The organism is Microcoleus sp. Z1_A1, assembly GCF_036700305.1.
Taxonomy (GTDB): Bacteria; Cyanobacteriota; Cyanobacteriia; order Cyanobacteriales; family Microcoleaceae; genus Microcoleus.
Genome location: NZ_JAUBOR010000013.1, coordinates 53,402 through 78,472 on the forward strand (window position 1 = coordinate 53,402; position 25,071 = coordinate 78,472).

The following is a 25,071-nucleotide window of genomic DNA, read 5'->3' on the forward strand; positions in this document are numbered from 1 at the left end:
CACCTCGAACCGGAGACTAAATTAGTAGATGCACCCTGATTAATTAACTCCCGACCAATTTTGGCCGGGTTTTTTTTTCGTATTGCAGTCAAAACCACAAAATTTCAATAAATCAATAATTATCCGCGTTAATCTGCGTACATCGGCGGTTAAAAATCAAATTGATCCCGAACATCGTCCTAGCCACTGGAAAGTAAATAAAGATGCACCCTGATTAATAAACCCCAGCCAATTTTGGCCGGGGTTTTTTTTGCTCGAAAGCTGGATTAGTCGATCGACCTACAACACATCAAAAGACTGCACCTCAAGCACCGGGCCGATCATAGCAAAAGTCATCACATCCTTGCGGACTTCACCTTTGACACTGACTTTCAAATCAGCTTTTTTCAACTCAGAAGGAGCATTCTTAAGTTCGTAAGTTTCCCCATCTTCGCCAACCAAAGCCCAAGTGCCCGGGCCTAATCCTTTGCGTTCAATTTTGCCTTTGACAGTAATACTCATGCCGATCGCACCTCTGTTTTAATTGCTAAACGCGCCAGTCCGAAACACAGAAAAGCATTGACAATCAAGAATGTTTGTGATAATAAACCTGTGCCCAATCCCCAGACTGCGGGAGACACAAAAGCATTCACCGCTAAACTGCTAGCAAAGCCGATCGAAATGGCGATCGCGATCCACTTCCACTGTTGATGTCCCAACAGCAAAGCAATCAAAATCCCAGGAATCAAAACGCTAGCAAAAAAGGGATTCAGCATACTGCTGCCAGTAATTGCACCGCCGAGTTCGGGAATAGAACTGCCCATCACCCGCATCGGCCACTGCGGCAAGTCAAATACAAACAAGTTCCGCAGGAAAAAGAACCCAGAACTACCAGCAATCAAGCCACCGGAAAAGCCCCAAGTCCAGGCGAAGGGGAAATAATTCCGCATCAAGAAAGCCAGCAGGTAAGAACCGAGCACCATTGCAATTTTAGGCAACAGGGCGACTGCGCCGCCGTCAATCCAAAAGCGGGGGTTGAGATAGCCGTTATCGCGCAGCCAGCGGAAAAAATCGCGGAAGTTGATTTGTCCGCGCTGGGCTAGCTGAACTGCTGCGGCTGCGTCTAGGTGTCCTGAACCAAAATGGTTTAAGGGATCTTCAGTGACAGTTCGCGACGACTGCAAGAGTACGCTGCGAATTGCGTCTGGTTCTGTGATACCGGAAGCCTTGACAAGGGCTGCAACGGCTGCAACGTGGGGAGAAGCCATGCTAGTGCCTTGGTAGCCTTCAAAGACTTCGGCGCCGGTTTCCGGGTCGATCGTACTTTGTAGGATTTTGCCCATTTCAGAACCGCCGGGGGCTGCAATGTCAACCCCTGCGCCGAAATTGGAGTAAGAGGCTTTTTCGTCGTCGGGGCCGAGGGCGGAAACGCCGATGACGTGGGGATAGCGGGCGGGATAGGAAGCGGAACTGTCGCCGGAGTTGCCGGCGGCTGCGATGATGACAACGCCTTTAGAGTGGGCGTAGTCGATCGCCTCGGACATTAACTGACTTTCACCGCCGCCACCGAGACTCATGTTGATAACATCGGCGCCGTTGTCAGCAGCAAATTTAATTGCTTCGGCGATGTCGGAAACCGTGCCGCCACCGCTGCCGCTTAACACTTTTAGCGGCATTAAAGCTGCTTCGTAGGCGATGCCCGCAACGCCGTAATTGTTGTTAGTTGATTGGGCGACAGTACCTGCGACGTGAGTACCGTGGCCGTTGTCATCGTAGGCTTCGGCGCGATCGTTTACAAAGTCGTAGCCCGGTACAAATTTGGTTTCTTTTAAGTCAGCGACTGGAGTAATACCCGTGTCAATTATCGCTACTGTTGTGCCGCTGCCTTTGGTTTCGTTCCAGGCAGATTCTACATTGATACTGCGGAGATTCCACTGCTTGGTATACATGGGGTCGTTGGGAATCTCGAAAGCGCTGTAGACGTAGTTCGGTTCAATGTATTCGGTATCTTTAGCCAAATTTGATTTTCTCAGGGCGTTTAGCAAAGTGCGATCGCCCTTAACTACATATACATTGTCTGCCGCTGAGAATTCGCTGTTGAGTTGCGGTGCGACTTGGTACTGTTGGGCGATCGCATTTACTTCTTTCGCAATCTCAGCAGCACCCAAATCTTCGCGGAAATCCAGCACAATCGAGTCGTAAGTGCCTTGAGTAGCAAGTCCTGGGAAATTAGAAATCGCCCAGCCGAGCCCGATTAAAAATAAGCACAGAAGGAAAAACTTTTTCATTGCCGATCGTCCGTTTAGGGAAGGCGTGTTCACCACAATAACCCAATTTTCACTGCCCGCGCCAGTTTTCCTTGCTGTGGCTTGTGGATATCTCGCACGCGGGCGTTTGGTATTTTTCGGCTGTGGCTGTTGCTCGATCAAAAATTGCTCTAATTTCTAGTTTAAATTGCAGAGCAAGTTTTAGGAGTTCAATTAATTGTATCATTAGAGAAGATGAGAAACAGAACAAGCGAGTATTTTCAACAAGGGTATTGCATGGAAAGAGGTTTAATGTGGCTGCCCCTGCTGGCAATCTTTATCGGGCTGGCTTGGGCAGGGTGGAACGAGTATCAAAAGCTGGAAGCGTATCGCGTCTGGGCAGAACAATTCGCTAAAGCCAAGTACGATATTTATGCTGTACTCGGTCAGCAAGAAGACTGTTTAACTTGGGGAAAACCTACTCGCAGCGGGCCTGTAAATTTGCAAACTTTTTCTTTAAAAGACGTGCAGTCGCTGCGGTTGTTAGTCAACTCTCAGGCAGTTGATTTAGAGTCGCCGCCGAATTCGGGAAGTCCAATCGCCCTCGAATTTTTGTTGAAAGATGCTGCTGCGGTGCAGGTTCCTTTTACAGAAATTCCTCTAGCGACTAAATGGGGAAAACACTTACAGCAAGAATTGCAGCGCTTTAGGTAAAAACACTCTCCGGCGGGGCAGTGTATGGGGAGCATCTCAATGAAAGCAACCAAGCCCAAAATTGGAGTTTGGAGGCAGGAGTTTGGAGGCAGGAGGCAGAAGAAAACAGGAAGAAGGAAGGAGCCAGAAGAAGTATTTTTCCAAATATAAGATGCTCCCAGCGTATTAGATATGAACTCGGCTACTTGAAGTTACAAAAGTCTGTAAAACTGGTAGTAGAAATAGAAGTTACGCACCAAATCCTTTGAACTGCCATCTATAGGGGTAAAGTACGCACTGATCGCCCGGAGGACATGAGTTATTACAGTAAGTAGTAGGAGTAGTGTTCCCGTGCTTAGCCCGCTCGTGTTCCGTGCGTACCTTACAGTTCAAGTTATTGACCCCCTCGCATCCAGGATACCCGCCACGTGATTCATCCGTCCAGAAATAAAAAACCTGTATCCGATGAAAATTGGCGAACGTATTTATCTGTGGGGTCAATGCTTTAATCTAAAATCTAAAATCTAAAATCTAAAATCGATTGACCCGCGCGTCCTAAAACAGCTAAATTGCCAGCCCCCCAATCTGCGGAATGCAAACACAAGAATTTTTACAGCGCTATCAACAGGGAGAGCGCAACTTTGGTCACATTGACCTTAGCGGCGCTAGTTTAAGCGGTGTTAACCTGCGAGAAATAGACCTCACTGGTGCTAACTTGACCGGTGCTAATTTGAGCTGGTCTTTTTTGAGCAATGCCAAGTTGATAGGGGCTTGTTTGCGGCGCGCGGATCTCCGCAGTGTGGGGCTGGCTGGGGCGAATCTGAGCGGGGCAAATTTGAGCGGGGCAAATCTTGCTAAAGCGGATTTGCGCCTTGCTTGTTTGGAAGCCGCAGAACTCAATTGGGCCGCGTTCCCCGAAGCGGATTTGGGCGGTGCTAATCTTCAAGGAGTTAAATCTGACCAAATTAATTTGGCTGGGGCTAAACTCGACGGCGCGAAGTTGATGGAGGCGGAATTGATGGAGGCGAATCTCAACCGCGCCAGTCTTGTTGGTGCTAATTTAACGGGTGCTAATTTGCGGGAAGCGCATTTGGTGGAAGCGAATTTGCGATCGGCAATTTTGAGCGGTGTAAATTTGATTGAAGCTGACTTGAATGGCGCTCAAATGCGATCGGCAAATCTGACGGGCGCTGACTTGCACCGAGCTGTGCTGGCGGGGGCGGATTTGACTGAGGCGGTGCTGGATAACGCTGATTTGAGTCGAGCTAATCTGGCGGGTTCTTATTTATTGAAAGCGAGTTTTAAGAAGGCGCTTTTGCTGCGAGCTAACCTGCAAGGAGTGTATTTACTGCGAGCTGATTTGAGCGAAGCTAATTTGCGAAGTGCTGATTTGCGGAAAGCTGATTTGAGTGGCGCTTATTTGATGGATGCGATGTTGAGTGAGGCGGATTTAAGAGAAGCTTGTTTGATTGAGTGCCGTTTGATTCGGACGAATTTGGAGGGGGCGCAGCTTACGGGTTGCTGCATTCAAAATTGGCAAGTTCAAGATGTCGATCTGTCGAGAGTTGACTGCAGCTATGTTTTTACTGAGTTTGATTATACTGCCAAAGTTGCGGCCAATCGCTTTCCGGTCGATCGCGATTTTGAGTCGGGGGAATTGGGGCGGCAGCATCAAGAGGACAGTTCTATTGTCAAGGTGTGTTTTGATGAATCTCCTAATTGGGAGGCTTTGGTTTTTACGCTGCGTCGGGTGGAGTTGGAAAGCCACGAACTCAAATTCAACGTTCAATTTTTTGATTCTGCGGGAGAACAAAGTTTACTGCGGCTGAGCGCGAACCGTTTGGTAAACGGCAAGATTTTGGGCGATCGCATTTTGGAGCTTTATCCAGATATGTTGGAAAAGGTTTTAGCCAAAGGTGCTGAAATTTTGAGTTTGCTCGACTTGGCTGTTCCTAGTAACAATGCGGAGGCGAGTCACAAGGAGGCTTTGCTCAGAAGACAGGAAATCTACCAGCGAATGGTGCGCCAAATTTCGTTTATTTTGATGTCTCAGACGCCGGATAAATTCTCCGAAAGCGTGCAGCGGCTGTTGGATTATTTGAAGCAGCAAGGTATCCCGACAGAGCAGATTCAAAAGAAAGTCATCAGTCAGGCGATCGTGCAGCGGGCAAAACAAGACCCGTTGTTTCGAGAACAGTTGCTCGCGTGGGAGAAAACGGCGTCCGATCGCGTTCGCGGTTCGATGATGGGGGAAGCGGTGCGGTATGCGATCGCCCTTTTGACCGATTATTAACATTTAATTGTTAACCCTTGAAGCTGCAGAGTGGCTAATACCCGCACTGAGTCTTCTGTGTCGGAAACTGCAAGCATCGTGCAGCAGGCTAAGCAATACCAAGCTTTTCGGGAACAGTTGCTTATGTGGGAGAAAAGGGCTTCGGAGTGCGATCGCTGTTCGGTAATGGGGGAAGCGGTGCGGTATGCGATCGCCCTTTTGTGGGAATGAATAGACATAGGAGTGAAAAGCCCCTCCAGGGAGGGCTGGATGCCTGTCCCACAAGAATTGTTGGAGATGTCGGATGTATAGGATATACTAGACTGAACTGCAAAAAAAATTAAAAATTAAAATAATGTTAGAAAACATTTCTTTAGAGAACTTCAAAGGGTTTAAAAATTTACAGGAATTGAATGTTAAACCAATCACAATTTTATGTGGAACCAATAGCTGTGGCAAAAGCTCCATCCTGCAAAGCATACTCCTACTCAAACAAACTCTGGAGAGCCAAAATCCCAACCAAATTCTTTTACTAAATGGAAGGTTCGTAAATTTAGGCTCATTTGAAAACCTAATTTTTGAGAAAAAATTGGACAATCCCCTAGTATTGGAATTTATTTTCAAATTAACTAAAGAAGACCTAAAATTACCTCGCCTGAGAAATAGTCCTCCCCTAATACTGTTCTTGAGAGATTTTATTACACAAAAACAGTTATTAAATCAAGATATCTTGATTTACCTCAAAATTCTCCTGAAAGCGTCTAAAATTAAAAACAGAACTAACAGTAAAAGTTACATAAAAGGAATTAGTGTTGAGCAGTTTCAATTTAGGCTAGACACCATAGGCTCAGACCAACAAAAAATTCCAGGTTCTTTTATTGATGTACAACTTGTGGAAAATGATTTATATAAAATCCGGTGGCAGAATATAAAAAATAGAATCAGACGAGATGAGGAAAGTAGTAAAGAAGAAATACTATCTGCCAAAGTCAAATTTACAAATTTATTTTCAGTTGATGCTGTTCCTATTGAAAGTGACTCTGAAAGTGACTCTGCAAAAGTCGCAGGTTTATTTGATGTTTCATTTGCACTTAACCGCATAAATAATTTATTTAAAACAATTTTTTCATCGTATAGCTATATAGGTCCGTTGAGGGAAGAACCTTCTAGAAGATACATATACGAAGATGAAATTACAGAAATTGGTGTCAAAGGTGAGAATGCACCATATATTTATTTAATCGACAAAGATCAACCTCTTTCAAATCACTGGTTTTATGACACTAAAAGTAATTCTTTCAAGCCAAAAAGGAACATGACTTTATCTAATGCTGTGGATGAATGGCTAGATTTGATGAATATAAAAGGATTGAAGTCTGAGCTGATCAATGACATTGTTTATTTAAACCTTAACTCAAGCTATACATCCAAAACCCGCGTTAGTATCGCAGATGTAGGCTTTGGAGTAAGTCAAATCTTTCCTATCCTTTTAGAAGGATTAAGGATGCCACAACGGCATACGCTCTTACTTGAGCAACCAGAGATCCATCTACACCCCAATCTTCAAATGCAATTATCTGATTATTTTATTGCACTAGCTCTTTCTGGGAAGAAAGTGATGGTTGAAACTCACAGCGATCACATTATCAATAGGTTAGTTAGAAGAATTGTTGAAGATGACACAGGTAGGTTAAAAGATTTAATTGGCATCTATTTTATTAGTGCAACGGATTCTGGATCGGTCTACGAAGAAGTTTGTATTGATGAAAATTTTGGAGTTACTAATTGGCCTGTAGACTTTTTTGATCAAACGGCATTGGAACAAGAAAAGATTTTAAAGGCAGGCATAAAAAAAAGACAACTTGCCAGAAGCAGTGCTAGTAAGAATGAACAGGAGAAGCAATGAAAGCTGTCTTCGAGCCTGAAATTCTTTTTATATCTGAATCAGATTGGCAAGATTCTGAAAAAAGAGATACTTTTTTAAAGCATTTGTTAGATAATTTGGAAAATATTAATAACTATCAGATTACAAGGGTATATTGGACAGATGACCTTGAGGAATTACTTTGGGATCATCCTCAATTGCCACCTTGGCGTCAAGATAGAGATTGGAAGTTACAAATTGTTCCGATTATATATAAAGCTTTTAATACCGCAAGAAAATTTATACAAAGCCCGGAAAATTTATCTTCATGTCTAATGCAGCCAGTTTTGAATTGTAGCTGTTTTGAAGGTTTAGCTTTGTGTTCTTTTTTGGAGTTGATGCACATAGTTATAGAGCGAGAAGAAAATGTGTATTTGTGTTTAGGCGTTAATAGGATAAGGGAAGAATTTACCTTTCTTTGTGACTGCCATTCTTTTCAAGTTAATCCTGTGGTGATTGCTAAACCAATTGAATGGCTTGACCATATTGACTTAACAGAAAGCTACTGGCCTAGTAATATTGATGAGGAGGGAAAATTTAATACAGCTTTAGAGATTGCATTTAAGAAGCTGGATAAACAACCGATCTATGAGTACGAATTTTCAAAATCTTTCTTAAAGGATATTATTAAAGTTCAAAATCACAGAACTTCTATTATTGAGTGGACTGCAAAAAGACTAACATTAACTAAGCAAGAAGCAGCTAGAGACCCACATTTACAAGATGAGTATCTGAAGCAGAAAAAAGAGTATCGTTTTAGGATTACCCAACGACCATCCTCAACCAGGATTCATTACAAGTATGTTAATAACAAAATCAAATTTTTAAGGTACTACGATGAAGGTGAACACGATGACGGCTTGTAGAACTTTATTACACAATACCCGCCGCAGCTACCACAAAACGGGCAGATATCGCCAATTTTTACTCCTATGTCTAAAGGATTGTTTCTGTTTACCAGTCTTGGCTGCGTAGTCGGCGACTCGCTAAGGCCCGCACTTGCTCTTCTGCGTCGGAAACTGCAAGCGATCGCAACAAGGGCACAACTCCCGGATTTTCGGGATAATGTTCGATAATAGCTTCGAGTGCTGTAAATCTGGGATTGTAAGGAAAAGAACCGTTTTGATTGTCAGGATCGCTCAAAGTTCGATCGCGCAAAAACTCAAACATTCCCGGCTCATCTTTCCATCCCCGCATTAACTCTACCAGGGCGATCGCCCGCACCTGCGAATCTTGATCTTTTTGAGCTCTACTTTTGAGCCACTCGAAAGTTTGAGACTGATTTGTCCACCCGCGCGCTAACTTTTGCAAAGCGATTTGCCTGACAGCGGGACTCTCATCGCCCTCTGCTTTAGCCTCCAGCAGCATCCAAGTTTCAGGATTGTCTGGCCAGTTGTAAGCGAGTTCAAGCACCGCCGCTTCCCGCACCAGCGTTTCCCCAGAATCGAGCTGAATTTTCAGCCAAGGCAAGGTTTCCGGGTCGTCTGGCCACCCCCGCACGATCGATCGCACCAGCACGCTCAGCAGGTGAGAATCATGCTCCCACTCGACCCGGCTTTTGAGGAAAGGCAGCGTCTCGCCCCGATGAGACCAGCGTTTTGCGATCTCTTCCACCGCAGTTTCTCGGACGTTCAGGTGTCTGTCTGACTCGGCGAGATTTTGCAACCAGCCAAAGACTTCGAGACTGCCTGACGCCAGTGTGGCGACAGCCTCCACTACTACTTGCCGCACAGTCCAGTAATCCTCGGAATCAGCTATTTTTTGCAGCAGGGGCAGGGTTTCGGGGTGGTCGGGCCAACCTGCGGCTATCTGTTGTAGGGCTATTTCGCGCAGGTCGGCGTCGCGATCGCTCAATGCTATATTTTGCAAAAAAGTCAGAGTTTCGGGGTTCCCGGGCCAGCCAGAGGCTATTGCTTGCACTGCTGAGCGCCGGACGCTGGAACTCGCGTCGGACTCGGCTTTAGTCTTCAGCAGCGGGTAAATGTCTGGTTCGTCGGGCCAGTGCGAGGCCAATTCTTCTAAGGCTGCTGTCCGCACTTCTCTGCTGCTGTCGGATTCGGCTAGGGTTTTCAGCAGCAGGCAAAGGTCGGCTGCGGCGGGCCAGCCCGCTGCCAACTCCCGCACCGCTACGGTTCGCAGGATAGAACTTCCTGTCTGGGCAAGGTTTTTGAGCAGGGAGGCCGTGCCTAAAAGGCTGTGCCAACCTCTGGCTATTTCTTGCCACGCACAGACTCGCACTCCCAAATTTTCGTCGGATTCGGCGGCGGTTCTCAGCAGCAGCAAGGTATCTGTGCGATCGGGCCAATTAGAGGCCAACTGTTCGAGTGCTGCGGTGCGGACTGCGGGACTTTGATCTGACATAGCCAGGGCACTCAGCAGCGGCAAGGTATCGCTCGTGTCGGGCCAACCACAAGCCATTTCTCGCGCACAGGTCGATCGCACTGCCCAGCTTGGATCTGATTTGGCGAGGTTTTTGAGCATCAGGTAAATTTCTGGCTGATCTGGCCAACCACGGGCTATTGCTTCGACTGCTGTGGATCGGACTTCGCCACAGTCGGTGGAGTGAGCGAGTATTTTCAGCCAGGGCAGGGTTTGCGGGTCGTTTTTCCAAGTTTGGGCGATCGCGGCGATCGATCGATTGCGAATTTGATAAGTTTCCTGCAATTCTTGAGCGCTTTGATAAAGAATCAGGAAACCCGTGCCGTATTGCGATAACTTTTTTAAAGCGTTTAACAGTTTTTTTTCGGTTTTTTTATTAATATCATTTTCAACTTTTAACAAGCATTGCGCTGCTAAAAACAAATTAATAAATTTTTCTTGTTGACCGTTCTGATCTGTGAGATATTCTATAATTTGGCTCGCTGTTTCTTTGTCGAGCTTAGCTGCAATTTCTCTGAGGACTTCGTGCAAAGATTCGTCCCGCCAGTGCTGGCCGAAAACTTGTATGTTGAGTTCGCCCCAAGTCAGTTGACCGATTTGGAGTTGGGCATGGATTAACTCTGCTACAATCTGGGGATTATTTTCGGAAACAAGTTTTTTTAACAACATACCGATACCCTGCCCCTTAAGTTTGTTTGCATTGACCATCCTCGCATCAGCTCGGATATTAATTGAGATTTTTTTGAGCGAGCGTGGAGTATGGAGCCAATCGACTCTATTTTATACGAAAAATACTGAGTCGGGAGGGCCCTAATGCAAAATCCGCCAGCACCCACAGAAATGTTAGGTGGTGGCGGATGGCGATCGAACAATTAAGCCGCTGAATCTAACTAACAGCTACTTGGACGCGATCGGCTACAACCCGAACCGCAAAAGTAGGAATCTTTACCGTTTCATCATCCAGACATTGCCCGGTAGTCAGACTAAAGTTTTGTTTGTAAATGGGAGAAGCAACTTTGAGAGTGCCGTTGCGATCGCCCACAATTCCCCGCGACAAAACAAAAGCTTTGCTAAACGGGTCATAATTGCTAAGCGCATAAACTTCATCCCCGTTTCCCACTCGGAAAATCGCCACTTGTTCGCCTTTAACTAAAGCGCAAACTCCAGTATAAGGGGCGATCGCATCCAGAGAACACACATCTACCCAAGTAGTCACAGTATCCGAAACTTGTAATGATTGAACCATTTTCTTTTCCTGTTATTTTACTTCAATCTCGTTCCCAGTCTCCGGCTGGGAACGTAGGTTTCGAGGCTCTGCCTCGCCTCGCGGAAGGAGGCTCTGGCTTACGGTTAGAGGAGGCAGAGCCTCCGGGACTTCATTCCCAGGCTCTGCCTGGGAACGAGATTAATTTACTTCAATCTAGTGTTCTTGTTCCCCCCTTATTAAGGGGGGCTAGGGGGGATCTCCGGGTTTCCTAGGCTCTGCTTGGAAACCCGATTATATGGGTTATTCCGAAACTCCAGCCAGAGCCTTTTCATGTTCGTTAGCCGGCCGCGTTTGTCCCCGTTCCGCAACACGAACAATACTCGGATCGGGCAAATCGGAATTCACAAAATGCTGGAATCGCTGCACCTTTTGTGGGTCTTCAATCGTCGTTTTCCACTCACATTGATAAGTATTCACTAAATGTTCCATCTGCGCTTCTAATTCAGCACAAATGCCCAGAGAATCCTCAATTATTACCTGTTTCAAATATTCAATTCCGCCCTCAAGTTTGTTCAACCAAGTAGCAGTGCGTTCCAATCTGTCGGCGGTGCGGATGTAGAAAACCAAGAATCGATCGATATACTTAATCAGCGTTTCCTTATCGATATCCGTCGCCAGCAAAACCGCGTGCTGTGGCTTAATACCGCCGTTGCCACACACATACAAATTCCAACCATTCTCTGTCGCAATTATCCCAAAGTCCTTGCTTTGAGCTTCCGCGCATTCGCGAGTGCAACCAGAGACAGCAGATTTGAGCTTGTGGGGCGATCGCAAACCACGATACCGCAATTCAACTTCGATCGCCAAACTCGTTGAATCCTGCACCCCAAAGCGGCACCAAGTGCTACCAACACAAGATTTTACAGTACGCAGAGCCTTACCGTAAGCGTGTCCCGACTCAAATCCCGCATCAATCAACCGCCGCCAAATATGCGGCAATTGATCCACACGAGCTCCAAACAAATCAATCCGTTGCCCGCCAGTAATCTTAGTATAAAGCCCAAAATCCCTGGCAACTTCACCCAAAACAATCAACTTATCGGGAGTGATTTCTCCCCCCGGTATTCGCGGCACTACCGAATAAGTACCGTCGCGCTGAATGTTGGCCAAAAAGTAATCGTTCGTATCTTGCAAAGCGACGTGAGACTTCTCTAAAATGTGGTCATTCCAAGTAGAAGCCAGCATCGAACCAACAGCAGGCTTGCAAATTTCGCAACCCTTACCTTTGCCGTGTCTTTCAATCAACTCCTCAAAGGTTTTAATCTCTTGAGAACGCACTAAATGGTACAATTCTTGACGAGAATATTCAAAATGTTCGCAGAGATTATTTTTGACTGCAAACCCAGCTTTCTTCATCTCCGCCTTGAAGATATCCGTCACCAAAGGCACGCACCCGCCGCAGCCCGTCCCAGCTTGAGTGCATTTTTTGACGCTGGCAACATCGGTTAAATTATGCTCGCGAATCGCTGCACAAATCTGCCCTTTGGTAACATTATTGCAAGAACAAATTTGAGCCGAATCCGGCAAACTGTCAACTCCAAAACCCGCCGGTACTCCCCCTTCTCGCGGTGGCATTAACAAATCTTCGGGATGCGGCGGCAGAGCAATTTCATTTTGCATGAATTGCAGCAAAGTGCCGTAAGCCGAAGCATCTCCCACGAGAATTCCGCCTAAAATTCGGCTGCCGTCTTGATTTAAAACTAATTTTTTGTAAATGCCTTGGAATGTGTCAGTGACAACAATTTCTTTAGCATCGCCCGACTTGGGAAAAGGCTCTCCAAAACTAGCGACATCCACTCCCAATAATTTGAGTTTAGTGGACATATCCGCACCTGTAAAAGTGCTTGTGGGACGGGCATCTTGTCCGTCATCCGCTACACGGCTCAAAATATCTGCTGCTACGCTTGCCATTGTATACCCAGGCGCAACTAAGCCGTAGATGCGATTTTGATACAGGGCGCATTCTCCGATCGCATAAATGTCAGGATCGGAGGTTTGGCAGCTATCATTAATCAAAATGCCGCCGCGTTCACCTACTTCTATACCGCAACTTCTGGCAATTTCGTCGCGGGGCCGAATGCCAGCAGAAAACACAATCATATCTGTTGCTAATTCCGAACCGTCAGCAAACAGCATTTTAGTAACTTTGCCATCTTCACTGACAATTTCTGTGGTAGATTTGCTGATATGAACCGAAACCCCCAAATCTTCTATTTTGCTGCGGAGAATTGCCCCGCCAATTTCGTCAACTTGCACGGGCATCAGCCGCGAGGCAAACTCAACAACGTGAGTTTTCAAGCCCATATTTTGCAGAGCATTAGCACATTCTAGACCTAACAAACCGCCGCCAATTACTACACCTGTTTTGCAATTTTTAGCGTAATCGGACATCGCTTCCAGGTCGTCAATTGTCCGGTAAACAAAAGTTCCTGTAGCGTCTTTGCCTTGAATTGATGGCACAAATGGATAGGAACCGGTCGCGAGAACAATTTTGTCGTAGGGAACTTCTAAACCGTTGGCTGAAGAGACTGTTTTTTGTTCCCGATTAATGGCGACTGCTTTGTCGCCAATGTGAATCTGGATGCCGTTTTGTTGATAAAATCCCGGTGCAACTAAAGATAAATCTCCCGCTGTTTTGCCAGAGAAAAATCCGCTGAGGTTTACGCGATCGTAAGCAACGCGCGGTTCTTCACAAAAAGTAATTAAATTCCAGTGTTTGGCAGCATCCGAGCTCACCATTAACTCCAGGAACTTGTGACCTACCATGCCATTGCCGATTACAATGAGGTTTTTTTTGGCTGTCATGAGAATCTATTTTATCCCGTTTATCAGTCGTTGGGTTAATTAATATAAGAATTTATTATAAACTTTTGTACTTATAGATACAAAAAATGGAGATTTATGCAATTGTCGAATACTTCCGATTGCATTTTTGCATGATATGTGCGATCGACCGATCGACCGATTTTAGATTTTAGATTTTAGATTTTAGATTTACTCCACAGTTAAGTGGGGTGCGTTAGTCGATTTTAGATTTTAGATTTTAGATTTACTCCACAGTTAAGTAGGGTGCGTCAAGTAAGTCTTTTTGACAAAACGATTAATATTTTTACTGTGACGCACCTTACAGTTTTCTAATTCTTAATTATTATTTAAGCGCCCATGCCCGAATACTGCTTCAAACCCTGCCGCCATAGCCAGCGATTCCACACAAAAAACACCGCACTCCAACCCAACATTACCAACAAACCGCGGCCTAAATCTACGGGTAATCCTATCAAGATAGAAGCGGGAAAATGAATCAAATAAGGAAACGGCGTCCACAAAACTACTTCGCGCACGGGTGCGGGAAACACTTCTAGTGGCGCGATAAGTCCCGATAAAAACAGGTAAATTAGAAACCAGAATTGCTCGATCGCACTTGCCCTTTCCAGCCAAAAAGCAAACAGCGCAAAGGTATACTGTATAATAAACCGCAAGCAAAAAGCCAAGACGATAACCAGCAAAAACAGCAAAAACCTGCCAAAACTTGGCAGCCAAAAAGCCTGCGGGTAAAGTGCAAAAAACAGCAGCACTAATCCCAATACAAACGGCAGCCTCGCAAACCTTTCGGAAATGTGAGATACGAAGTGGTGCCATACGGGATCGAGAGGCTGCAACAATTTATTAGATAGCCTGCCTTGGACTACTTCCTTTTCAAACTCCCAAATCACCCAAACTACATTTGTTTGCCTGACAATGAAAGCCGCTAGAAAATAACGAGCAAAGTCGATCGAATTCAGCCCAAATTGACCAGTTTCTGCCGCCTGCATCCAGACACCCATCAAGATAAACGGCAAAGCTCCCGACAGCGCCCACAAAAACAACTCCGCCCGGTATTCGAGCATATAAGCGTAGTAGGTAACTAGCAAAGTTTTAGCAATTCTCACAATTCTGTTCATATCAATTGTAGATTTAATTTTTAGGTGTTAGCAACGGGCAAGATGCCCGTTCCACAAAATATTGAAACTCTCGTGGAACAGGCATCTTGCCTGTTCAATTTTTCTGTTTTAGCAACGGTTTTAGCAACGGGCAAGATGCCCGTTCCACAAAATATTGAAAATCTAGTGGAACAGATATCTTGCCTGCTATGGAGAATCAACCCAGCCAAAAACATTACACTTTTCCCGTGCGAAAAACTCTACCAATTACCTCTTCAATTGGCGGATCGGTAACAGTCAAATCTATCACTTCTAACTCCGCCAAAATCTTCGCCACGCTCACCGTCAGCTCTTCCCTTTTCACCAAAAATCGCACCGATTGTCCCTCAATAGATTCTACCTCCCCGTAAGCAAAAGCACTATCTTTTGCCAGCGGCTTAGCTAATTTTACCTGAACTTCCCGATAAGGTGCAAACCTGTCGAGCAATCCGTCCAAACTGCCATCATAAACTAATTGCCCTTCATGGATTAACAAAACGCGCTTGCACAAAGCAGTAATGTCAGCCATGTAATGACTCGTCAACAGCACCGTTGCTTGATAGCGCTCGTTATATTCTCGCAGAAATTGCCTGACGCTAAACTGTGCGTTTATATCCAAACCTAAAGTCGGTTCATCTAAAAATAATACCTCCGGCTGGTGCAGCAGCGCCGCCATCAATTCAGCTTTCATGCGTTCGCCTAAAGAAAGCTTTCGTACAGGCTGATTTAACTTGCCTTCTAGTGACAGCATCTCTGTTAATTCTCCGACTCGCCGTCGATAATCTGCATCGGGAATGCCGTAGACAGCGGCATTGATTCGCAGAGAGTCAAGCACAGGTAAATCCCAAATTAACTGCTGTTTCTGCCCCATCACTAAGGTGATTTTTTGCAGAAAATCGGCTTCGCGACGGAAAGGAGTACGATCGCACACACTCACCGTACCCGCAGACGGATAAATCAAACCCGTCAGCATTTTCAGCGTAGTAGTTTTGCCCGCACCGTTAGCGCCGAGAAACCCCACGAATTCCCCCGGTTCAATACTGAAAGAGACGCCCTCAACTGCTTTGATATTGCGGTAAGTGCGACTAAAAAAGTGTCGCACTGTTCCTTTAAGTCCCGGTTCTTTAATCGCTACTGGATAAACTTTGCTCAAGTCTTCAACTAAGATAATTGGCATCGGCTCAAATTTTAACTTTTATTTTAATCTAGGGTATTTCCATCAGGCTTGTGTCAAGATGGAGCGATCGAGCTATCTAGTAGGGTGCGCCAGCCATTGCTCGATCGCGAGTCAGGAAGTAACTGTGTTCTGGCGCACCCTAATAAACTGTAGAATATTGCAAAATATCCATAATCACATCGCACAAAGTTTACAACTATGGTACTCACCCCAGATAATTCAGGCATCTCTCGTTTGGTAGGAGACAATTCTCCTGAAAATATTACACTTGCACCAGGACAACTTGCTAGTTTTCCTGGGGGACTTTGGATGGTGGGCGGCAATGATACTGTCAGGGGATCGTCAGATGCAGAACGGATTTTCGGCAACGATGGTAAAGACAGTCTGTTAGGCGGTGTCGGCAATGATTCTATTTACGCCGGCAAAGATGATGACGATGTTTTGGGAGAAACTGGCGACGATTTCTTGACAGGAGATAGAAATAGCGATTTCCTTGATGGGGGTGCGGGAAATGATTTGTTGCGCGGAGGACAAGGTGTTGATTTGTTAGTGGGCGGAGACGGTAATGATACTTTAATTGGCGACAGAGATGTGGATATTTACCAAGGTGGTGCAGGGAATGATGTATTTGTTTTTAGAGTCGATCAAGCGGGAATCCGAGTAGTTGGAATTGAAGTTCCTGACGCGGTAATTGTGGATTTTGATAAGTCTAGCGATTCGATTGGCATTAGTGTGGCATTTACCAGCAGCAATATATCATTGGAAGAGGTAAGCTATAGCTTGAACGATCCGAGACTGCTGCTGATCAATCCTGCAACTATAGCGGGGGGAACGAGTTTGTTAGCCAAGGGTGGCATTTCCCAGCGAAGTCTCGATCCCGATGGCAACGGCCGTGTGGAAGCTACTAATATTAGATTTGGTTTTACTAATGCGTTGTTGGGTACTGTTTTGAATGTGACCCCAGCCGATTTAAACGATCGTTTTATTAATGCTAATTCTTTGCTTTAATTCGTTGCTTATATATCTCTAGTAGGGTGCGACCGGGCGCACCTTACCCATTACCCATTATCTAACTCATCGTCAAAACTGCGCGATAGCGCACTTGATTGTCCCGGACTTTCTGCATTGCTTCATTCGCTTGTGCGATCGCAAAAACTTCAACAATTGGCTCAATCTCAAACTTCTCTGCAATTGCCAGCATTTCATTAATCATAGCGCGACCGCCGATGAGAGAACTCACAATTCGGCGTTGCTTTACCAGCAGCGAAAATAACGGAATGCTCAAAGGTTCGTCGGGAACTCCCACAAAAGCAAGCGCACCGTTAGAATCGAGAAAATCAATGTACGGAACCCAATCTAAAGAAGCAGGAACAGTGCTCAACAAAATATCTAATTTGCTGCTGGGGGCTTGAGGAACTTCGCCTTTTCCTACTACAATAGCTTCGTCCGCCCCCATTTTATGTGCAAATTCTGCCTTATCTTGGGAAGTAGTAAAAACTGTAACTCGGTTGCCTAATTTTTTGGCAAATTGCACCGCCATGTGTCCCAAACCGCCGATGCCAAGAATGCCAATTTCTTGCCCAGAACTCATCCCCGCATTTCGCAAACCGGCGTAAACCGTAATTCCGCCGCACAACAGCGGCCCCGCTACGTTGGAATCGATGCCTTTGGGAATAGGAAAAGCAAAGCGGGAATCTACCATCAAATAATCGGCAAAACCGCCCGGCCCTGTAACAATTAATCCCTGGTTTTCATCGCAGAGATTTTCGTTACCGCGCAAGCAGTCGTGGCACTGCAAACAAGACGACCTTTGCCAGCCGACACCAACGCGATCGCCCACTTTTAAATGAGTCACTTGCGGCCCTATTTCTGCCACTTCTCCGATAACTTCGTGGCCCGGAACGAGGGGATATTTTGATTGACCCCAGTCATTGTCAATCATGTGCAAGTCAGAGTGACAAATGCCGCAGGCTAAAACTTTGATAATACATTCATGTACTTTTGGAGGTTCGACATCGAATTTGTATTCTTCAAGCAATCCGCCTGTTTTTGTAACTGCAAGTGCTTTGATTTGCATGGTGTATTTCCTGGTTTGTTTGCCATTATAGTGCTCGATCGACTTTCACAGTCTCTTTCTTTAGTTGTATATATTCAGGTGAACATACCCCTAGAAATGATGCGCGTTACTAATAATTTGTCGGGTGCTTGTGGCGCACCTTACCAATTAGCAATTACCAATTATAGCAATCCTCGCATCAGTTGTAAAAATATTTAGGGGTAGTGCTAATAGTGCCTACCCCAGCCTGCATCGGGGCAACCACGGGGGGGTTGCCCCTACAAGAATTACACAAATCATTTAGGATTGCTATAGCAATTACCAATTAGTCTCATAACTTGCCATTTCCCATTGCCCACTGCATCAAACCGGGAAATAACCGATAAGCTTCCGATGCCAAAAAAGCAGGGCCGACGGTAACTTCTGCACGCTGATTTTTCAAAGCATCCCAGATAGCTTTAGCAATATCTTCTGGCTGAGTTGCCCACTCAGATTTCAGCATTTTGCTCATTTGCTGGCGGCGCGATTCGACTGCGGGTTCGTCTCGATCGCGAAATTGAGCTCTTTCTAAAAAATCGCTGTTAATCAGGCCCGGATGCACGGCGCAAACGTGAATACCTTGAGGCGCTAATTCCAATCGCAAAGTTTCTGTTAAACCTGTTACTGCATATTTGCTGGCACAATAAGCAGTCATTTGAGGCAAAGGCATTTTGCCACCAATTGAACCAACATTGACGATTGTCCCGGTTTTTCGTTCCAAAAAATGTGGCAACATTTCTTGAATTGTGTTAACGCATCCCCAAAAATTGGTATTCATTAATTGCTGCCAGTCTTCGGAGGTAGTGTGCTCGATCGCCCCGGTGAGACAAATGCCAGCATTGTTAACTAAAACATCGATGTTGCCGCAGGTATCTAGGGCTTTTTGGACGATCGCCCGCACTTGTTGAATGTCGCCCACATCCCCCGGAATAGCTACAGCAGAAGTGCCTTCTCGCTGCACTTGAGCCGCTGCTGCTGCCAATCTCTCTGGCTGGCGAGCTACCATAACTACATCGTAACCTTTACTTGCAAATAAAATTGCTGTTGCTTTGCCGCTTCCTTGAGAAGCGCCTGTAATCAAAACTGTCGGAGCCATAGATATTTATAAATTGTAATATCAATTCCGGTTCAACCGAAATGACTGTTGACTGTTAACTGTTAACTGTTGACTGTTGACTGTTAACAGTTAACTGTTTGGACATTTGAACAATACCGATGCAACCGGAAACGAGATGATTCGGACTTGTATGATGTTAATTTTTGTAGGGGCGGGTTCGCCAACAATAATTGCCCATAATCTACAATCTCATAAACCCGCCCTGCCCATACTGCGATATTGAAACTATAACAGAGGTCAGGTAATTTTAGGCGCGCTCTAGGTTAATATTTCTTGAGTATAGCAATTTTTCATTTGGCGATCGGGCTTTTTTAACGAACCGCGAAGGCGCGTTAGCGATGCGGCGCGTTAGCGCTAAGACGCGAAGGAAGAGAGAAGAGGAGAGGAGAAGAAGAGAAGAGAAATTATTCATAATTTGTGCGAAAATTGCTTTGTAAATTTTCCCAATGCCCTGTTTAGCCAATGCCCAATGCCTAAAAAATGAATCTTCCGAAACAAACGCCTAATTGGTCGATCGCCCTAGTGTTAATTATCGGCGTTTTAGCCGTCTCAACTTCATCAATCTTAATTCGGCTGGCTAACTTTTCAGCAGGGGCGGGCGGTTTGGGTTTCAGTCTGGTGCTCGCGGCCTCTCGTCTGACTTTATCTGCTTTAATTCTGCTTCCGGCTTGGCGAAAAATTCAGTGGAACACCCTGCAACCGGGAGCTCGGCGCTATGCTGCGGCTGCGGGTTTGTGTCTCGCCCTGCATTTTGCCCTCTGGATTACCTCACTTTCTTATACTTCGATCGCCGCCTCGACAGCCCTTGTCACCACTAATCCTGTCTGGGTAGCGCTTTTGTCGCGTTTCTGGTTCGGCGAAAAACTCAGCAAAATGTCGATCGCTGGTATTACTATAGCCCTGACTGGGGGAATGGCGATCGCCCTTGGAAGTGCGGGCGCAGCTAATGCTGGCAGCAGCCAACTGCTGGGCGATTTCCTGGCTCTGGCTGGTTCCTGGGCTGTCAGCTTGTATTTGCTGCTGGGCCGGGAAGCTCAGCGCCAGGGACTGGGAATTGGTGGCTATATCGCGATCGCCTATACTGTTGCTGCGATCGTCCTGCTGCCTCTCCCCTTCGCCTTCGGCACTACTTATACTAATTACCCCGACATTGTATATTTTTATATTTTGTTAACGGCAGCTTTGCCTCAGTTAGTCGGCCACACCATTTTGAACTGGGCTGTAATGCAGATTTCCCCAACTCTGGTAACTCTTGCCATCTTGTTTGAACCGGTGGCGGCGAGTTGGTTGGGTTATTTGCTGTTTGGGGAAATGCCGGCGCCGGCGGTACTCGCAGGTGCTGCGGTGCTGTTGTTGGGTGTAGCAACCGCTACCGTCGGAGCCAAAAAAATTACTGTCAACACTTAAGAGTTAAAAGTTTTCGACATTGCCACTACAGTTGCCGTGAGTCAGAATAAAACAAATCAGGGCTTAAAAACAAAAATAACTCGTCAGTTAAATATCAGTTCCAAACTATCAAATGTCTGACTAATGACTAATAATACTCGGTTGCCTTTAGGAGAATAAAATTATGCTGCCAGAACAACTACAGCGGATCATCGGCTACTTTATCGAAGAAGCCACAGAACAGATCCAAATTATCGAACCAGGCTTGCAAGATATCCAAAACACCCTGGCAGATCCCCAAAGAATACACCAGCTCATCCGAGCCTCGCACTCGATAAAAGGGGGAGCAGCTATGCTCGGATTTAGCAGCATTCAGCGCATGGCTCATCGGTTGGAGGATTATTTAAAGCTGCTGAGAGAATGTCCGATCGCCATTGATAGCAGGCTACAATCGCTCTTAACCGAAGTTTTTGATATTTTAGCCGCCCTCGTGTCCAAGGTTTCTAAGGGTTTTGGGCTCAAGCACGAAGACGCAAACCAAATGCTATCCATCGCCGAACCAGTTTTTGACGAACTCGACGCTTACCTGAGATTGCGAATTCCCACTCGCCTGACGGTGAGAGCTACTACGGACGAACATATTCACGTTTTCTCCGGTTACTGCACCTCCTTGAGCGAATTTTCCTCGGCTATTGCTTCGCGCGTCGGTTTGCTCGGAGGCACTATTACCCGCCACGATCGGGATAGCCAGGGGATACGCCTTTGTATTGACATTTACCTGCCACCTTACACCAGGATCGAAAACATCCGCCAAGCTGTCGAACTCTCCGGCGCTATTATCGGGAATGTTCAGACGCAGCGCGACTTTTCGCTGCTGGCGACTGGAGATTATCCGCTTTACCAAAGTGCGATCGAACCTCCCGCAATTTGCATCGGATGCCGCTACTATTACGGCAGAAGCGACGGGGGCTACCTGCTCAACTGCACGATCCATCCCCGCGGCCCGGAAACAGATGATTGTCGCGATCGCGAACCGGAATAACCGCTGAAAACTCAGCCCTCGGAAGCACGATTTGCCTCTCGAAAAAATCTTCGGAAACCCATATTTTCCCTGATTTTTTTCACATTACCCCCTGCCATTTTTTTTAAGTTTTTAGACAACTACATCCTTCTTCCTTCGGAAATATCCCCTAACAACTGATACCGCAACTCGAATTAATTGCATCATGCTTGCAGGATGAGCGATCGCCCAGACATTGATTGTCAGACAAGTGATTGCCATAACTAGCAAGATGTATGTCGGAGGCATTACTACCCCGATCGCGAACCAGGTAAAAACGTGAAATATCATTGCTGTAGCCCAAAGGCTGGCGACAACCACAGACGCCCAAATTTGCATTCGAGGTCGGTTTAGTCCTGTCAAAATCGCTGTCTGCAAAGTAGTCAGCAAGTTTGCCGGAACTAAAAAGGCACAGATAGCTATGCAGTAGGTATGAGAAAATTCAGTAACTGTATTGAAGTCGAGCATCAGTCTAAATGTCGGGCCTGTTGGGTATACTTAAAGAGCTTAGCGTGACTTGACTTTCATATCTTGTCACCCTTACCTTAACTTAATATTTCAGTAAGTAGGCCGCTCTGGAGACGCATTTCTCTCCCCCTTTTCTTGCAGGGAAAATTTTACCACAAATATTAAAGTTTTGGAAAATTATTAAACATACTTGAAGAATCGCAACAATTGCTATGATAATTAACATCGGGAAGCGATAGTATATAGGAGCCAAGTCGGTAAAATTTATAGAAAGCTGAGGCTGGTCTCACAGCAACAAATACTGCAGGCTGATTTTCGACTAAATCTTTTTTGATTCGCTGATGATCGGATGATTGATTCTTGATTGATTCTCAGTGTCCGTCCAGGGATCGATCCGTTATGCGATCGAACAATATGAGATTATCATAGAAAAGCCACTTGGCTCTCAAATCTCAAATCATTAGAACCCTCTCGACATTTTACAGCGGAAGACAAAGAAAATGGATCTACAAATCACAATTCCCGCACTCGAAGAAGTTGACTTGACAAACTGCGACAGAGAACAGATTCACATATCGGGGCTGATTCAGCCACACGGGGTGCTACTTGTTGTACGAGAACCTGAACTAGAAATACTGCAAGTCAGTGAAAATACGCAAGATTTGTTAGGAGTAGAGCCCGAAAGTGCGATCGGTCGAAATTTGAGCTTATTCTTCAATAGAGTTCAACTCAAAAAACTCAAGCTTTGTTTGTGTAATGAAAACTTAAAAACCGTTAATCCCATTAAACTCTCTGTCATAAACAAAGGTAAATATTTAGAATTTGACTGCATCCTCCACCGAGTAGAAGAAGTATTGATGGTCGAGTTGGAATTGGCCACCAGCCCAGAAAATCTTTCAGTTTTTAGTTTTTATCATTCAGTGAGATCTACTATCAGCAAAATTCAAAGCGCCAAAAATCTCAAAGAATTATCTCAAATAACTGTAGAAGAAGTCAGAAAAATATCGGGTTTTGATAGAGTTATGGTCTATCAATTTGACCACGAAGGCAACGGCGCTGTAATCGCTGAAGACAAAGCAGAAATGCTGAGTCCTTTCTTAGGATTAAACTACCCAAGTTCAGATATTCCCAAACAAGCCCGACAACTGTATGCGTTAAATTGGCTGAGGTTAATCCCAGATATTAATTATCAACCAGTCCCCCTTGTTTCAGGAAATAATGCTGTCACCACCCAGCCCACAGACCTGAGTTTCAGCGTATTGAGAAGCGTTTCTCCCATTCACATAGAATACCTGCAAAATATGGGCGTTGCAGCTTCGATGTCAATCTCGTTAATCAAAGACAAAAAACTGTGGGGATTGATTGCTTGCCACAACTATACACCAAAATACCTCAACTATGAATTGCGCGCCGCCTGCGAATTTATCGGGCAAGTAATGTCCTTAGAACTGCAATCAAAAGAAGGAAACGAAGACTACGACTACAAACTACACTTAAAATCCATTCAAACCAAGATTTTTGAAGACATATCCACGTCCGACAACTTGTCAGAAGTGTTAGTTAAATGTCAGCAGAATTTGCTAGAAGCAGTCAACGCCCAGGGAGCCGCAATAGTATTTGGAGACAAGTGCTATCAAGTAGGGCAAACACCTCAAGGAGAAGCGCTCAAATACTTAACTAATTGGGTGCAAAATAACCTCAAACAAGAAATTTTTTATACGGACTCGCTCACCAAATGCTATCCAGAAGCTGAGGAATTTAAAGACACAGCCAGCGGGTGTTTGGCCATAGCAATATCTCCGACTCAGAAAATATACGTTTTGTGGTTTCGCCCGGAAGTAATTAAGACCGTAAATTGGGCGGGCAACCCCAACAAACCAGTGGAAACCGATGAAGATGGCAACCCTCGACTGTCTCCTCGGAAATCCTTCGAGCTGTGGAAAGAAAATGTGAGGTACAAATCGTTGCCTTGGAAACAATGCGAAATAGAAGCTGCATTGGAACTGAAAAAAGCAATGATTAATATAGTGCTGTGTCAAGTCGATAAACTCGAAAAATTAAATACAGCACTAGAAGCATCAGTCGCCAGAGAACGGGAAAAAACTGCTCATTTAAAAACAGCGATGTCCGAGCTGAAGCGGGCGCAGACTCAATTGGTGCAAAGCGAAAGAATGTCAAGCTTGGGACAGTTGGTGGCGGCAGTAGCTTATGAAGTCACTAACCCGATTAACTTCATCTACGGCAATCTTAGCTATGCTAATGAATACAGTCAAAAAATGATCAATTTATTGCAGCTTTACAACCAGCACTATCCGTCGCCTTCGCCAGAAATTGAAGCACAAATAGAAGCAGTAGAATTAGAGTTCATAGTTGAAGACTTACCGAAATTGCTGGGTTCAATGAAAGTAGGAGCTAACCGCATCCGCGAGATAGTTCAGTCGCTGCGAAACTTCTCTAGAATTGACGAAGCAGAGATTAAACCAGTTGACATTCACGACGGATTGGATAGCGCTTTGTTGATTTTGAGTAATCGACTAAAACCGAAGCCCGATCGCCCCGCAATTCATCTCATCAAAGAATATGGTTCTCTGCCTTTTGTTGAGTGTTACCCAGTTCAAATCAACCAAGTATTTATGAATGTACTGGCAAATGCCATTGATGCTCTCGAAGATGCCTTTGTCAACAATAACTTATCGTCGCACGGCGGGGACAAAGAAGAGCCAGTTAAGTACGGACAAATTCGGATTGTGACTGAACTTTGTCCGGGGAAAAAAGCCGTAGCAGTTCGGATCGAGGACAACGGTTGGGGCATGGAAGAAAAAGTGCGCCAGAAAATTTTTGAGCCGTTTTTTACCACAAAACAGGTGGGCAAAGGTGCGGGGATAGGTTTGGCGATTAGCCACGAAATTGTGCTAGAACAACACGGTGGCAAATTGACTTGCATTTCTGCCCCCGGAGAGGGTACCGAGTTGATTATTGAGATTCCCTTGAGCCAAACTCACCCCACACCCATTGTCAAGTGAAAAAAAGTCCGCGCTAGCGAATCTAT

Annotated in this window: 20 protein-coding genes; 10 read left to right on the forward strand and 10 right to left on the reverse strand. The window is 45.5% G+C overall.

The annotated features are described in order from the left end of the window. Positions 1-279 precede the first annotated feature (279 nt). Both QT973_RS11085 and QT973_RS11090 read right to left on the reverse strand, forming a co-directional pair. On the reverse strand, positions 280-501 hold the full coding sequence (locus tag QT973_RS11085; protein ID WP_333057430.1) for a hypothetical protein: 222 nt from the start codon (positions 499-501) through the stop codon (positions 280-282). Further along, positions 498-2,267 (reverse strand): S8 family peptidase, encoded by a 1,770-nt coding sequence (locus tag QT973_RS11090; RefSeq protein ID WP_333232134.1) that lies wholly within the window; start codon positions 2,265-2,267, stop codon positions 498-500. The genes QT973_RS11085 and QT973_RS11090 overlap by 4 nt, the downstream gene beginning before the upstream one ends. A gap of 255 nt (positions 2,268-2,522) precedes the next feature. Between QT973_RS11090 and QT973_RS11095 the strand changes: the two genes are divergently transcribed. The 5 genes from QT973_RS11095 (at position 2,523) to QT973_RS11115 (ending at position 7,980) form a co-directional block, all read left to right on the forward strand. Continuing rightward, positions 2,523-2,939, forward strand: coding sequence for a hypothetical protein (locus tag QT973_RS11095; RefSeq protein ID WP_333057452.1), 417 nt, complete (start codon positions 2,523-2,525; stop codon positions 2,937-2,939). Between the two features lie 571 nt (positions 2,940-3,510). Then, positions 3,511-5,211 (forward strand): pentapeptide repeat-containing protein, encoded by a 1,701-nt coding sequence (locus tag QT973_RS11100; protein ID WP_333391325.1) that lies wholly within the window; start codon positions 3,511-3,513, stop codon positions 5,209-5,211. Between the two features lie 30 nt (positions 5,212-5,241). Next, positions 5,242-5,421, forward strand: coding sequence for a hypothetical protein (locus QT973_RS11105; RefSeq protein ID WP_333391327.1), 180 nt, complete (start codon positions 5,242-5,244; stop codon positions 5,419-5,421). Positions 5,422-5,545: 124 nt separating this feature from the next. Further along, entirely contained in the window at positions 5,546-7,096 is a 1,551-nt protein-coding gene (locus tag QT973_RS11110) for a DUF3696 domain-containing protein (RefSeq protein ID WP_333391328.1), read from the forward strand. Continuing rightward, complete coding sequence (locus QT973_RS11115) at positions 7,093-7,980, forward strand: hypothetical protein (RefSeq protein WP_333391330.1); 888 nt, start codon at positions 7,093-7,095, stop codon at positions 7,978-7,980. The genes QT973_RS11110 and QT973_RS11115 overlap by 4 nt, the downstream gene beginning before the upstream one ends. An 88-nt stretch (positions 7,981-8,068) precedes the next feature. On the opposite strand, the gene QT973_RS11120 is transcribed toward QT973_RS11115, so the two are convergent. From QT973_RS11120 to QT973_RS11140, 5 genes are all read right to left on the reverse strand, one after another. Then, on the reverse strand, positions 8,069-10,162 hold the full coding sequence (locus tag QT973_RS11120; RefSeq protein ID WP_333391332.1) for a HEAT repeat domain-containing protein: 2,094 nt from the start codon (positions 10,160-10,162) through the stop codon (positions 8,069-8,071). Between the two features lie 217 nt (positions 10,163-10,379). Then, on the reverse strand, positions 10,380-10,739 hold the full coding sequence (gene nirD / locus QT973_RS11125) for a nitrite reductase small subunit NirD (protein ID WP_333057424.1): 360 nt from the start codon (positions 10,737-10,739) through the stop codon (positions 10,380-10,382). 261 nt (positions 10,740-11,000) lie between these two features. Then, positions 11,001-13,565, reverse strand: coding sequence for a nitrite reductase large subunit NirB (gene nirB, locus QT973_RS11130; protein WP_333260480.1), 2,565 nt, complete (start codon positions 13,563-13,565; stop codon positions 11,001-11,003). 347 nt (positions 13,566-13,912) lie between these two features. Further along, complete coding sequence (locus tag QT973_RS11135; protein ID WP_333057421.1) at positions 13,913-14,701, reverse strand: ABC-2 family transporter protein; 789 nt, start codon at positions 14,699-14,701, stop codon at positions 13,913-13,915. Between the two features lie 214 nt (positions 14,702-14,915). After that, complete coding sequence (locus QT973_RS11140) at positions 14,916-15,896, reverse strand: ATP-binding cassette domain-containing protein (RefSeq protein WP_333391334.1); 981 nt, start codon at positions 15,894-15,896, stop codon at positions 14,916-14,918. A 198-nt stretch (positions 15,897-16,094) separates the two neighbouring features. Between QT973_RS11140 and QT973_RS11145 the strand changes: the two genes are divergently transcribed. Next, on the forward strand, positions 16,095-16,904 hold the full coding sequence (locus QT973_RS11145; RefSeq protein ID WP_333057419.1) for a calcium-binding protein: 810 nt from the start codon (positions 16,095-16,097) through the stop codon (positions 16,902-16,904). A 61-nt stretch (positions 16,905-16,965) separates the two neighbouring features. Here the strand turns inward: QT973_RS11145 and QT973_RS11150 are convergent, their stop codons facing one another. After that, positions 16,966-17,973, reverse strand: a complete 1,008-nt coding sequence (locus QT973_RS11150; RefSeq protein ID WP_333057417.1) for an NAD(P)-dependent alcohol dehydrogenase — start codon at positions 17,971-17,973, stop codon at positions 16,966-16,968. A gap of 15 nt (positions 17,974-17,988) precedes the next feature. On the opposite strand from QT973_RS11150, the gene QT973_RS11155 reads away from it, so the two are divergent. Then, positions 17,989-18,171 carry a hypothetical protein gene (locus QT973_RS11155; RefSeq protein ID WP_333057415.1) on the forward strand — a complete coding sequence of 61 codons (183 nt, stop codon included), beginning with the start codon at positions 17,989-17,991 and terminating at the stop codon, positions 18,169-18,171. Positions 18,172-18,283: 112 nt separating this feature from the next. Here the strand turns inward: QT973_RS11155 and QT973_RS11160 are convergent, their stop codons facing one another. Continuing rightward, positions 18,284-19,087, reverse strand: coding sequence for an SDR family oxidoreductase (locus QT973_RS11160; RefSeq protein WP_333209527.1), 804 nt, complete (start codon positions 19,085-19,087; stop codon positions 18,284-18,286). A gap of 501 nt (positions 19,088-19,588) precedes the next feature. On the opposite strand from QT973_RS11160, the gene QT973_RS11165 reads away from it, so the two are divergent. Both QT973_RS11165 and QT973_RS11170 read left to right on the forward strand, forming a co-directional pair. Next, positions 19,589-20,515 carry a DMT family transporter gene (locus tag QT973_RS11165; protein WP_333209525.1) on the forward strand — a complete coding sequence of 309 codons (927 nt, stop codon included), beginning with the start codon at positions 19,589-19,591 and terminating at the stop codon, positions 20,513-20,515. 163 nt (positions 20,516-20,678) lie between these two features. Continuing rightward, on the forward strand, positions 20,679-21,536 hold the full coding sequence (locus QT973_RS11170; protein ID WP_333391337.1) for an Hpt domain-containing protein: 858 nt from the start codon (positions 20,679-20,681) through the stop codon (positions 21,534-21,536). Positions 21,537-21,647: 111 nt separating this feature from the next. Here the strand turns inward: QT973_RS11170 and QT973_RS11175 are convergent, their stop codons facing one another. Further along, positions 21,648-22,022 (reverse strand): hypothetical protein, encoded by a 375-nt coding sequence (locus tag QT973_RS11175; protein WP_333057411.1) that lies wholly within the window; start codon positions 22,020-22,022, stop codon positions 21,648-21,650. Positions 22,023-22,522: 500 nt separating this feature from the next. On the opposite strand from QT973_RS11175, the gene QT973_RS11180 reads away from it, so the two are divergent. Further along, positions 22,523-25,045 carry an ATP-binding protein gene (locus tag QT973_RS11180; protein ID WP_333232095.1) on the forward strand — a complete coding sequence of 841 codons (2,523 nt, stop codon included), beginning with the start codon at positions 22,523-22,525 and terminating at the stop codon, positions 25,043-25,045. Positions 25,046-25,071 lie beyond the last annotated feature (26 nt).